The following is a 12,320-nucleotide window of genomic DNA, read 5'->3' as shown; positions in this document are numbered from 1 at the left end:
GAAGGGGGTTGATGCCGGGGACGGGGTGAACCACGATGGTGCAAAGCGCACCAAGGTACACCCAGACAGGGCACGGGGTATAGTCGCCTTAAGACCTAGCGGGGCTGTTTCAGGAGGGCTAACCACTCCCGAATTTGCTCGGCGGCAATGTCCCGGCCTCCTAGCCCAAAGGCAAGGGCAATCGCGACGGCAATCGCCCCTAAAAGAAGACCAAAGGCGAGGTTGACAATGTCAGGCGCAATGCCCATTTGTTGCAACGCCATTGCCCCGGCGAAGATCAAAATAGCGATGCGGGCAGTTTGGCCCAAAATGTTGGCCTGACGGTTACCGGCCCCGGCAATGAGGGTATAGGCCAGGTTGGCTAGGTAGAGGCCAATGCCGAAGACGACGAGGCCGGCCAGAATGCGGCCTGCAATCACAATAATGCCACTCACCAGGGTAGTCAGGGCGCTGATGTTCAAGATATCCACTGCCGCCACGGTCGCAAACAGGAGAATCGTCACCAGAACGATGACACCGACGATTTCTGAGGGAGTTTGCCGGGGGGAGGGGGTGCTTGGCGAAATCTCTGGAGCTGGGGGGGGAGTATCCGTCGGTTGCGATCGGGTAGGCTGCAAGCCGAGCCAAGCAAATAGGTTATTAAAGCCAATGCCCGTAAGGACATGGGTGACTAATTCACCAACAAATTGGCCAATGACGTAGGCAACAATCAGGATTAAAACGGCGGTGAAGAGCCTGGGTAGGGCACCTAATGCTGTCTCCAGCATGGCGATCGCGGGTTGGGAAATTGCACTAATTCGCAGGGCTTCCAGGGCCGAAATCGCCGTGGGGATCAGGATCAGGACATAGATAATTGACCCCACAATCCAGGAAAAGGATTGGCTCGTTGTGGTTGGGGTCAGGCCAAATTTTTCCCCCAGGCGATCCGCGCCCGCTGCGGCCAAGAAATTAGTGACAATTCGGCGCACCACTTGGGCCAGCAACCACCCGACAAAACCAATCAGTAAGGCGGCAAAAATATTGGGTAAAACTAGTAAAATTTCATTCAATAATTGCTGCACAGGTTGGAGGGTACCCTGGAGTTGCAGGGTATTCAGGACGGCGGGCAGAAAGAGTAAAAAGATGAACCAATAAACCACATTACTAATGGTCTGGGTCAGGGAATAGGGAGCCGACATCGCCCCTTCACCCACCTGTTCACCCACTTGCTCACCCACCTGTTCACCCAGCCGTTCATCAAGTTTGGCTGTCTCCAAGGTTCGGGTCAGAATTAATTTGACGATCGTGGCTAAAATCCAAGCAGCGGCGAGTAATAGGGCTGCTCCCGCTAATTTCGGAATAAAACCAATAATTTGATCCAGCAGCGATTGTAAGGGTTGTGACACTCCTGAGAGTTGTAAGGTCTGAAGAACCGCAATCAGGGTAAAAATAATGATGATCCAGAAAACGATACTGGCAACCCATTTTTCAAGCTGGGGAGATGGGCGGCCTGCCTGTTGCCCACCGGTAATCCAGTTGGCAATTTGATTATCGATCGCCGTTCGCTTAAGCACCCCCCGCGTAAAGGCAGCCGCGATCGCGGCAATAATCCAACCCGCCACCAAGAGCAGGATCGCCCCCGCCACACTGAGAATAAATGGACCTAGATCACGTTGGATCTGTGTCCATGCGGCACCGGGATCGCGTAAGTCTAGTTGGGCTAGGGGGACACCCAAAAGGTTTAAAACAACCTGTAGAGCAGCCATAGGGAAAGAACTCCACTGTGCAAGTTTTCCGGTTCTCTTCAGCCGATCGCCAAACCAATGACAATCATCTTGGTGTTGACTGGGTACTGAATTCAGGTTCAGGACAACAGCTCATCGATTTTTTGAATATTTGCAATCGCGATGAATTCGTCAACCCTGCTAAAGGGTAACTACTTAAACATACCGTCAGACTATCGGTTTTGAGAAATGGCGTCAATGCCGACGCTCGGATGATCAAGGGCGAGTAGTTCGGGGACAATCACAGGCATACCGGTGTTGGGTTGTCCCTGCCAGTCTAGGGGAACTCGTCACTAGCGAACATAAAACTTTATAAATCGACTGAGAAATCCGGCTCGATTGGTCAAGGTTAGTTGATATAATCAGTCTGTTTTCAGCATCTTCATACTTGTGTAGGCAATGCCCTGCGGATTGCTAAACTCTTTTCTAGCAACACCCAGGGTTATCTATCTGTTTGGATTGTTTAAATTAAAATTAAGGATTCAGTAAAGAATGACCTTGACAAAACGATGTGTTGCTGAGTTTATTGGCACATTTTGGTTAGTTTTCGGGGGGTGTGGGAGTGCGGTCTTGGCCGCAGCGTTTCCGGATGCCAATAATGCGATCGGCATTGGGCTAGCTGGGGTCTCTCTCGCCTTTGGGTTAACCGTCTTAACAATGGCCTTTGCGATCGGGCATATTTCTGGTTGCCACCTGAATCCCGCCGTTTCAATTGGGCTGTGGGCCGGCAAACGGTTCCCAAAGTTTGAGCTATTTCCCTATATTGGTGCCCAGGTTTTTGGCGCGATTCTTGCGGCTGCCATTATTTTCCTGATTGCCTCCGGTAATCCTGATTTTGCCTTGACTGGCTCCAATCCCCTGGCTACAAATGGCTATGGGGAACATTCCCCCGGCGGTTATTCCCTCTTATCGGGATTTGTGGCGGAGGTTGTTTTAACCTTCATCTTTTTGGTTGTGATCATGGGGGCGACGGACCGCCGCGCTCCGGCTGGGTTTGCGCCGATCGCGATCGGCTTAGCCCTAACCCTGATTCACCTGATCGGGATTCCGGTCACCAATGTGTCGGTGAATCCGGCCCGTAGCACCGGACCCGCCCTGTTTGTGGGGGGATGGGCGATCGCCCAGTTGTGGCTGTTCTGGGTGGCCCCGATTTTAGGCGGAGGACTGGCGGGTTTCTTCTACTCCCGCTTCTTTGAGGCTAGCAACGAAATTCCCCGAGGCGAAACACCGTCCTAGGGGCAATCGTGGGTCCGCGTTGACTCGTTGAGACAAGGGGGAACAGCATAGGCTACCCCCTAACGACCGGCTTTTTGAGGTGATAGCCCTGCCATGCCCAGGCAGGGCCAGGCCATATATTTGAGCGCCCTATTCGGTCGTTTATTCGCCGTCAGGACTACCCATACCGCATAAGCACAGAGGATAGAGAGCAGCGCTAGGCGTCAAGATTGCGTCGGTTTAAGCATTGGGATCTTGCAGTTGCATGAGCATGGCGAAGGTATCCCAATTGGCCCAGTCTTCTGCTAACTTACCCTCGGCAATACGGATAATGCTAATCCCACTCACGGCGATCGCCTGCCCCCTCGGTGCCAATCCCTTGAGGGGACCTTGTTGGGTGCCCGTTACCAGCCAGCGGGTCGCAACCCGATCGGCTTCGGCCAGCATATCGGCGATCGCAAAATGTAGGTCAGGGAACGCTTGGCGATAGGTCTGAATAAACTGGCGCACCGCCTCATGGCCCACCACATCCGCTTCCGCCGAGGGTTCCCGGAGAATATAGTTGGGATGCAACAATTCCGGGATCAAGTCCAGCTTACCCTGGTTCCAAACCTCCTCCCAGTAGCGACGGACAAGGGCTTTATTATGGTCAATCGCCATGAGCCATCCTCTGGTTAATGTCAAGGGCACCCTGCGCGGCCTGCAATAGGCCAAAGGTGTTACGTCGCCTAGCTCGATGCGTCAATTCTGCCACGTTTGTAGTACTGGATTTACGGTATTGACTCAAGTCGTTACGACGAACGTTTCAGAGCATTATGAACACCTCGATTAATAATCTGGGATGGGGGCAGTTGCCCTACCCTAACTGACGAGATGACATTGCTTGCACAGGCAAAATGTGGATTTTTCGAGGTGCCCGTATGTGCACTGCACTAGGAAGCCACGATCGAAGATCCCTGGGGTTTGGCAAAAATCATCCGCCCCGCCGAGGTCTGGAGCGCACCTGTCACCACCACCTGGAGTTCATGGCCGATATGGACGCTGCCCTCCTCCACAACAACCATCGTCCCATCATCCAGGTACCCCACGCCCTGGGCAGGTTCTTTGCCCCCCTTGAGAATCTTCAGGTTGAGGTTATCGCCCGGTAAGTAGGTAGGCCGGAGGGATTGGGCTAGGTCATTAATATTCAGGACCACCACTTGTTGTAAGGTAGCCACCTTATTCAAGTTGTAGTCATTGGTAAGCAGGGTTGCGTTGAGTTCCTGGGCTAACCGGACCAGCTTGGCATCCACCGTGGGAATATCCTCATAATCGGCGGAGTGAATCACAATGCGATCGGGGTAGGTTTCCTTCATTTGCTTGAGAATATCCAGCCCCCGCCGTCCCCTTACCCGCTTTTGCTCATTGGAGGCATCGGCCACCTGCTGGAGTTCTTGCAAGACAAACTGGGGGACGAGAATTTGGCCTTCTAAAAAGCCCGTATCCAGCAGCACCTCGACCCGTCCGTCAATGATGCAACTCGTATCCAGAATTTTGGTACAAGCCGGTTTGAGAGTGCCCTCCGCCACCAGCATCGTTTCCACAGAGTGGGGATTGATCAACCGGAGCAGGGTACGCCCATGAATATCAGCCAAGGTCATGCCGGAAAAGCCAAACATGACACTCCCTAAAATGGCTGCAAGGGGCTTGATAAAGGCCAACTCCCACGGAATCGGGAGCAGGAACAGAGGGGCCAAGGTTAGATTCGCCACCAGCAGGCCCAACACCAGCCCCACCGCCCGACTGAGGAGCATATCTACGGGCATTTCCCTGGCCTGTCGCTCTAGCCGACGATAGCCCGTCTGGATAGCCAGCCCCGTGATGCCACCCACCAGGGCCGAGAACCCAGCCAGAACCAGGCGCAGTCCTTCCTGGTTATTCACTTGGTCAAGGGCGCTGGTGGGCAAAAAATCGATCCCGTAGTAACCGACACCAGCCCCAGCCAGGATAAAGATGACAATGATAATGGTGTCTAACATGATTGCTGACCTGCCAGGATAACTCTAACGAACTTGCGGATCGGCGATCGCATGGCCCCATTATACGACCCCCTTTTTCGGTGCCTTGGCCGCAACCATTGATTTGAGGGCAATTGGACAGCCTAACCCGCTTCTCCACCCGCTGCCATTGCCCGTTCCTTATCGAGCCGCCGCTTGCGGGCATAGAGTTGGATCGTGACCGCCATCAGGATCACCAGGCCGAAAATCACCCAGGCGGTGAGGTCGGTGGGCAGGCTGCCCTTAAAGATAGCCAGCATCACAATCACAACCAACAGGACGGTGGGGGCTTCATTCAGGGCACGCAATTGTTGACTGCTCCAGTTGCAGGTCCCGGCCTGAAGGCGGCGCATCAGGTAGCCACAGTAGAAGTGATAAATCAGCAAGAGGGCGACGAAGCCTAATTTGGCATGGAGCCAACCCGACTTCAGCAGATCCGGTTGGGTCACCAGCAGCCCGATCGCCATCGCTACGGTGACTACCATCCCCGGCGTTGTGATAATGGTGTAGAGCCGCTTTTCCATCAAGGTGTACTGGTTCTTGAGGATACTGCTGGCAGGTTCGGGTTCCTGGTCCGCTTCGACGTGATAGATAAACAACCGCACCAGATAGAACAGCCCGGCAAACCAGACGACTACCCCAATCACATGAAATGCTTTGTACCACAGATAAGCCATACGCCTAAGTCCTGAGACAAGTCCTGAAGATACACATCCCTTATCGTACTGGATGGGGCTGGGGGCAGGGACGTTCTACAGCATTTCCTTGCCCAATCAGGGATCGGCTAGGGGCTGAAGCGCCAGGTTCATCAGAGGCTAGTGCCCTGCCGTACAGTAAAAAAACGCTGGACTTAAACGCGATATTCAAGCGTTATTCAAACCAAAACTTCTTTAATAAAAAACAAGAAACAATAAATATTGTCATAAATCCTGTAATTTTGTTGATTTCCTTGCTATGAATTGAATGTAGGGAAGCATCCCTGCTACGGTGATAAAATCCTTGTAGACAGGGATGATCAGCCTAGGTCTAAACGGAACCTTGAGATCGTGGGCTGCAGCAGCGTTTAAGATGGCAACATTGGTAATGAGTGAATTGGTAATGAGTGAGCCAAAAGAGGGAATACTCTTGATAGATTCATAGGGTTGTCATCAGGTTAGGAGGGGAGTGTTCTAGTCTATTCCCCACGCACCTATCTATCGACAAGCAGGGAGCAGGATCGTGCCCACATCCGGCTTCCCGGATCGAGAAGTTCTTAAATTGGCCAAGGGATACGTTGGATTGTTCCTAGGAGAAGATGCGACAATCTTGACGTGATCCCCAGGCGGGGGGGGAATAGTTATGGCAGGGCTTCAGTCAACCTCAACACGGGCAAGCCCAAGGCATTTGGCAGGGGGCAGTCCCCTCTCCCAACTGACGGATAGTAATCAGCGCTTGCAGAATCTCGTGCAGGTAATTCAACAGTTGGTTGCCGCCCGTGATCTGGAGACGATTATGGGCATTGTCCGCACGGCAGCCCGTCGCCTTGCCCAAGCGGATGGGGCTACCTTTGTCTTGAAGGATGGCGATCTGTGTTACTACGCCGATGAGGATGCGATCGCAGCTCTCTGGAAAGGGCAACGGTTTCCCCTGACGGCCTGTATTAGTGGCTGGAGTATGCTGAACCGGGAACCGGCAATTATCCCCGATATCTACACCGATCCCCGCATTCCGATCGACGCCTATCGACCAACCTTTGTACGCAGTTTGATGATGACGCCGATTCGTACCCGTGATCCCGTGGGCGCGATCGGGACCTACTGGGCGAGACACTACACGCCCACCTCGGAAGAGGTGGATGTCCTGCGTGCCCTAGCAGATACAACGGCTCTGGCGATGGAGAATGCCCAGCTTTATAACACCCTGGAGCAGGGGGTCAAGGAACGCACAGCTCAACTTCAGCAAGCCCTGAACTTTGAAGCAACCCTGCGGCGGATTACAGCCAGTGTGCGGGACAGCTTTGATGAGCACCAAATTTTGCAAACGGTGGTGGATGAACTGGCGCAACGCTTGCAGTTGAACCACTGTCTGGCCATGATTGAACCTAACGCATCGGCGGCGTTGACGATCGTAGCTGCCCAAAAAGCAAGTGGTGCGACCCCTTCGCTAGGGGACAACGGGAGAATGGCGACACCCATGTTATTACCCCCGCCCCTCTGGCAATGGGAAATCTGTCAGTTTTGTGACTATGGCCTGACTCCAACTGTGGCCCAAACCTGGTTGTTCTCACCCCTACGGGATACCCAGAAGCTATTGGGGGCGCTCTATCTGGCTAAGGCATCTCACGAAATATTTACCCCGCAGGAGGTGCGGCTGGTAGAACAGGTGACCAACCAATGTGCGATCGCGCTACGCCAAGCCCGACTTTACCAATCGGCCCAGCAACAGGTGCAAGCCCTGGAACGTCTGAACCGCCTCAAGGATGACTTTCTGAGTACGATTTCCCATGAACTGCGATCGCCCCTCGCAAGCATCAAAATGGCGGTGAAAATGCTGGAGATCCGCCTGAATGCCTTAACCCTGGTCACAACTGAAGCCAAGGCCATTCACCAGTATCTACAGATCCTCAAGGAAGCGGGCGATCGGGAAATTGGGCTGATCGAAAATCTGCTAGATATGTCATATCTAGACTCTGAGCTAGAGCCACCGCGTTTAAGGCCCCTCCTCCTCCAAGAGGTGCTACCAGCAATCACCACACCTATCTGGGCGCGGGCCTGTCAGCATCACCTGAAGGTCCACCTCTCGGTCCCTGATGTCTTACCCCCGTTGGTAACCGATGCCCACTATCTAGAACACATTTTGACTGAACTTCTCAACAATGCGGTGAAGTATACCCCGGCGGAAGAAACGATTACCGTATCTGCAACGACGACTCGCCAAGGGATTGTGATTCGGGTGAGTAATTCTGGCATAGAAATTCCGGTTGGGGAACAGGCGTATATTTTCGATAAGTTTTACCGTGTCCCCAACGCTAATCCTTGGAAGTATGAGGGGACAGGCTTAGGATTAGCACTGGTCAAAAAATGGGTGACCGCTCTAGGGGCAACGATTCGACTCGACAGTCGGGATCAGCAAACCAGCTTTATCTTGGAATTTGCGCAGAGGACCCATACCTAACGATCACCTTGACCCAAAATCGGGTGAGTTGTCAGTGTACGTTCGGGTTGGTGGGAATGGAGCAAGAATTTAGCTGGCTTTACTGGTGGGTAAGAGGCTATCAGCACGACAGTGGAATCCGGCCTGGGTGAGGGCTTGCACAGCAGTGTGGGCATCCCGTACCCGAAATTGGGACCCTAGACGCACGAATTGCCGTTCATTGGGTGCAGACACGATCGCAACCACGGGGACTTTGGCATTTTCTTCGTCGCTACGTTGCTCTAATAAAATTGTTTTCAGGCGATGCTGTTCCTGGATATCGCTGGCCTGCTGGACGGCGAGTTCAACCATGACCATTTTGACAGTTTCAATGGGTTCAGCATCTTCAATAATGAACTGGACTTGATCATCACGACGATCGACTTTTCCCCACACGATGAGTCGCACATCGACTTCTAAATAGTCCTTAATCGCTTCATAGTTTTTGGGAAAAACGACGGCTTCGGCTTTGCCGGTCAGGTCTTCAATTTGCAAAATCGCCATGCGATCGCCGCGTTTAGTAATCACGTGTTTGGCCTCCGTGAGCATGACGATCGCACTCACCGTAGACTTATCTGAATGGTGTTCAAGCGAACCCAGATTAATGGGAGCGAGTACCTTGGCCGATCGGGCAACTTCCTTAAGGGGATGGTCGGAAACGTAAAAGCCCAGTAATTCTTTTTCCAGTTTAAGTTTTTCCGGCGGCGGGTAGTCTTCAACAGCAGGAGCTTTGGGAGCTGCTTCAAAGCTGTTGCTGGTTTCGGGGGTATTCGTAGTAGTCATGCCGAAGAAATCAAACAAATTGCCCTGGCCACTGGCCCGATCCTTGGCGCGGGATTGTGCCCATTCCAGGATGAGATTTAAATCGGCCATGAGTTGGCGACGATTGGCTTCAAGCCGATCCCAGGCTCCACAATGAATCAGCGCTTCTAAAGCACGGCGGTTAACCACACGGGTATCGACGCGATCGCACAGATCGGCTAGGGACTTAAACGGCCCCCCCGCCGCGCGAGCGGCAAGGATAGCTTCGATCGCGCCTTGACCCACATTACGCACAGCGGAAAGGCCAAACAGGATTGATTGTTTTAAGGGCGTAAAATCCACGCCAGAGCGATTAATATCGGGGGGTTCGACTTGAATATTCATACTGAGGCAGGTGGCAATGTAGCGTTGTACCTTATCTTGATCGCCACTGTTAGCTGTCAACAGGGCTGCCATATATTCAACGGGATAATTGGCTTTTAGATAGGCTGTCTGATAGGTGACATAGCCGTAGGCTGTTGAATGGGATTTATTGAAGCAATTAGAAGCGACTAGTCCATTAGACAACACAAAGTTATGATCTTTAGTCACACCAATATCATAAACCTTTTGGACATTCAGAAATTGACGAGAAATAATCTTAGCCACGACGATAGCTCCCTAGAATTTTTTCTATCTTGAATTTCTTGTAAGCCAACTCTAAAAAGGAATTTCGCGACACTCCATCCCTTCTTGAAAGGCTCTAACAATTTGTTGCTTCAATTCAGAAGTTAGCTGACGATAGGAAAGTGCCATTCTGCTACTCCATTTAGAGACTTTAGCGAAAGATTACGCTCAAAGATTTCATCAACTGGTAACATCTGTCCGTCTTCCGTCATAAACTTATGATCCTTGGTCGCTCGAATCGTTGAGCCATCATCTAGATGATATTCAAACACTTCTTGAACACCGCGATCGTGCCATTGGGCAATAGGCTGGGTATAAATATGTCCATGCGCGTCAACGGTGTAAACAGTACATTTAATCTGATTCTCCACAATTTTACCAATCGGAAGCGGTCCATATTCCAATGTCATAACTTCTGTTTCATAGGTCAAGCAGTACTCGGCAAACAAGACCATTTGATCAAAGAGTTCTTCAGCGACCTTCGATCGCACGCCATTTTTGGTTGCACCATCGATAAAGGCTTCCCGGTGCTTCTGCATTTCCGAAACCTTCTTTTTCCCCATCGCTCGGCGTAATAAGTCCGCCTGACCGAGGGAATAACCTGCCATATCCTGGGCGATCCGCATGATCTGTTCTTGATAGACCATGATCCCATAGGTTTCCTGGAGAATCGGTTCGAGAATTTCATGGGGATAATCAATCTGTTCGCGCCCGTGTTTGCGGTTAATAAACTTGGGGATGAGACCGGCATCTAAGGGACCTGGACGATAGAGGGCTAGGATCGAGGAAATATCCTCTAGGTTAGACGGTTTCAGATCCCGCACAATTTGTCGCATCCCCGATGATTCCAGTTGGAAAACCCCTTCCAACTCACCCTTTTCCAGCAGCTTATAGGTTTTGGGATCATTGAGCGGTAGACCGTCCAAATCAATCCTATCGTTACGATTTTGCTGAACGAGATCTACGGTCTTTTGCAACATCGTCAGGTTCTTCAGACCTAAAAAGTCCATCTTCAGCAAACCCAGAGAATCCAGATCCTCCATAAAAAACTGGGTAATGACCGAACCATCATTATTCCGTTGTAAGGGCACAATTTCATCTAAGGGTTCTGCCGAAATGACCACCCCCGCCGCGTGAACGCCAAAGGTCTTGTTAGTCCCCTCAATGCGGATGGCCATATCTAGCCAGTGGCGCACCTTGGGATCAGTATCGTACTTTTCCTTAAATTCTGGGGCTGGCGTGTCATCGGAGATCATCACCTTTAACTTGGTGGGTTTTCCCCGTGAAATCGGGATCAGTTTCGCCATGCGATCGGCTTCCCCGTAGGGAATATCCAACACCCGCGCTACGTCCTTTAGAACTGCCTTGGAGGTCATGCGGTTAAAGGTAATAATTTGGGCGACCCGATCCTCGCCATATTTTTGGGTAACGTATTGAATGACCTCATCTCGGCGATCGATGCAAAAGTCGGTATCAATATCCGGCATCGACTTGCGTTCTGGGTTCAGAAAGCGTTCAAATAATAAGCCATGATGTACTGGATCAATATTTGTGATGCCCATTGCATAGGCCACCAGCGAACCCGCTGCACTGCCACGTCCGGGTCCCACAGGAATATTGTTATCCCGCGCAAACTTAATATAGTCCCACACCACCAAAAAATAGGTAGAAAACCCCATCTTCTGCATCATCTTTAACTCATAGTCAAGACGCTGCTGATAGACAGGTTCAACCTCAGAAAAGTTGGCCACACGCTGGCGATCGCATAACCCGGCACGGGCAATCTCTTCTAAATAAGTATCAGCCGTATGCCCCTTAGGAACCGGGTAATCTGGAATCCGCGGTTCTCCCAAAATGTTATAGGGTTCAATCTTTTCGGCAACTTCAAGGGTGTTCGCGATCGCCGCCTCAATCACCTCATCCTCTAGGTGATCCCGAAACAGTAACCGCATCTCGTCAGCAGACTTCAGATATTCCGTACCGCTATAGCGTAACCGTTTATCTTCTGTAATCAGTTTGCCCGTTTGAATGCAGAGCAGGGCATCATGGGCTTCCACATCGTAACAGGAAATAAAATGGGAGTCGTTAGTAGCAATAATTTTAATGTCTAGTTCTTGGGCGATGCGGACAATTTCCACATTCACGATCCGATCTTCCATCGAACCGTGATCCTGAATTTCTAAATAATAATCGTCACCAAAGACTTCCTTATACCACTGGGCAACCTGGCGAGCAATTTCCGGCTTATTTTGCAAAATAGCCTGGGGAACTTCTCCCCCTAAACAAGCACTCGTGACAATCAAGCCCTCGTGGTATTGCTTCAGCAAATCTTTATTGATACACGGTCGCGAAAAAATTCCCTTGCCCTGCACGCCCTTGAGGTGGGAAATCGTCGTTAGCTTGACTAGATTTTTATAGCCCTGCTTATTCTTGGCTAAGACAACCTGGTGATAGCGGGGGCGGCGTTCCTGCTTTTCAATATCGCCATTGATCAGGTACATCTCATTGCCAATAATCGGCTTGATCCCTTGATTGCGGCACACCTTCAAGAGTTCGATCGCGCCATACATCACGCCGTGATCCGTCAGGGCGATCGCGGGCATTCCCAGTTCTACCGCTCGACTCACCAATTCCGGCAATTGGCTAGCCCCATCGAGTAGGCTGTAGTCACTGTGGATGTGCAGACCGACGAACGACATGGCAGGGG

General features: G+C 51.6%; 8 protein-coding genes. 2 read left to right on the top strand and 6 right to left on the bottom strand.

Annotated features, from left to right (window positions below):
* Nucleotides 1-95 precede the first annotated feature (95 nt).
* Nucleotides 96-1,745 carry a mechanosensitive ion channel gene (locus tag ACWIUF_RS00420; RefSeq protein ID WP_448570184.1) on the bottom strand — a complete coding sequence of 550 codons (1,650 nt, stop codon included), beginning with the start codon at nucleotides 1,743-1,745 and terminating at the stop codon, nucleotides 96-98.
* A 510-nt stretch (nucleotides 1,746-2,255) separates the two neighbouring features.
* On the opposite strand from ACWIUF_RS00420, the gene aqpZ reads away from it, so the two are divergent.
* Complete coding sequence (aqpZ, locus tag ACWIUF_RS00415) at nucleotides 2,256-2,999, top strand: aquaporin Z (protein ID WP_448570182.1); 744 nt, start codon at nucleotides 2,256-2,258, stop codon at nucleotides 2,997-2,999.
* Between the two features lie 219 nt (nucleotides 3,000-3,218).
* Here the strand turns inward: aqpZ and ACWIUF_RS00410 are convergent, their stop codons facing one another.
* The 3 genes from ACWIUF_RS00410 to hemJ all read right to left on the bottom strand — a co-directional run bounded on the left by ACWIUF_RS00410 (nucleotide 3,219) and on the right by hemJ (nucleotide 5,691).
* Nucleotides 3,219-3,638, bottom strand: coding sequence for an ester cyclase (locus ACWIUF_RS00410; RefSeq protein ID WP_448570180.1), 420 nt, complete (start codon nucleotides 3,636-3,638; stop codon nucleotides 3,219-3,221).
* A gap of 272 nt (nucleotides 3,639-3,910) precedes the next feature.
* Entirely contained in the window at nucleotides 3,911-4,996 is a 1,086-nt protein-coding gene (locus ACWIUF_RS00405; protein WP_448570179.1) for a PIN domain-containing protein, read from the bottom strand.
* A gap of 122 nt (nucleotides 4,997-5,118) precedes the next feature.
* Complete coding sequence (gene hemJ / locus ACWIUF_RS00400) at nucleotides 5,119-5,691, bottom strand: protoporphyrinogen oxidase HemJ (RefSeq protein WP_448570178.1); 573 nt, start codon at nucleotides 5,689-5,691, stop codon at nucleotides 5,119-5,121.
* A 661-nt stretch (nucleotides 5,692-6,352) separates the two neighbouring features.
* Here hemJ and ACWIUF_RS00395 point away from each other — a divergent pair.
* Nucleotides 6,353-8,167, top strand: coding sequence for a GAF domain-containing protein (locus tag ACWIUF_RS00395; RefSeq protein ID WP_448570177.1), 1,815 nt, complete (start codon nucleotides 6,353-6,355; stop codon nucleotides 8,165-8,167).
* Nucleotides 8,168-8,236: 69 nt separating this feature from the next.
* Here ACWIUF_RS00395 and ACWIUF_RS00390 read toward each other — a convergent pair whose 3' ends face one another.
* Nucleotides 8,237-9,595 carry a helix-hairpin-helix domain-containing protein gene (locus tag ACWIUF_RS00390; protein WP_448570176.1) on the bottom strand — a complete coding sequence of 453 codons (1,359 nt, stop codon included), beginning with the start codon at nucleotides 9,593-9,595 and terminating at the stop codon, nucleotides 8,237-8,239.
* Between the two features lie 122 nt (nucleotides 9,596-9,717).
* Nucleotides 9,718-12,312, bottom strand: a complete 2,595-nt coding sequence (locus ACWIUF_RS00385) for a DNA polymerase III subunit alpha (protein WP_448570174.1) — start codon at nucleotides 12,310-12,312, stop codon at nucleotides 9,718-9,720.
* Between the last annotated feature and the right edge of the window lie 8 nt (nucleotides 12,313-12,320).

Source organism: Trichothermofontia sp. (genome assembly GCF_053493415.1).
Note: the sequence above shows the minus strand (reverse complement) of the source record. Positions and strands in the feature narration are given on the sequence as shown.

Excerpts from the sequence above, each read along its gene's own strand:
- ACWIUF_RS00420 (WP_448570184.1), bottom strand. The coding sequence starts at position 1,745 with ATGGCTGCTCTACAGGTTGTTTTAAACCTTTTGGGTGTCCCCCTAGCC.
- aqpZ (WP_448570182.1), top strand. The coding sequence starts at position 2,256 with ATGACCTTGACAAAACGATGTGTTGCTGAGTTTATTGGCACATTTTGG.
- ACWIUF_RS00410 (WP_448570180.1), bottom strand. The coding sequence starts at position 3,638 with ATGGCGATTGACCATAATAAAGCCCTTGTCCGTCGCTACTGGGAGGAG.
- ACWIUF_RS00405 (WP_448570179.1), bottom strand. The coding sequence starts at position 4,996 with ATGTTAGACACCATTATCATTGTCATCTTTATCCTGGCTGGGGCTGGT.
- hemJ (WP_448570178.1), bottom strand. The coding sequence starts at position 5,691 with ATGGCTTATCTGTGGTACAAAGCATTTCATGTGATTGGGGTAGTCGTC.
- ACWIUF_RS00395 (WP_448570177.1), top strand. The coding sequence starts at position 6,353 with ATGGCAGGGCTTCAGTCAACCTCAACACGGGCAAGCCCAAGGCATTTG.
- ACWIUF_RS00385 (WP_448570174.1), bottom strand. The coding sequence starts at position 12,312 with ATGTCGTTCGTCGGTCTGCACATCCACAGTGACTACAGCCTACTCGAT.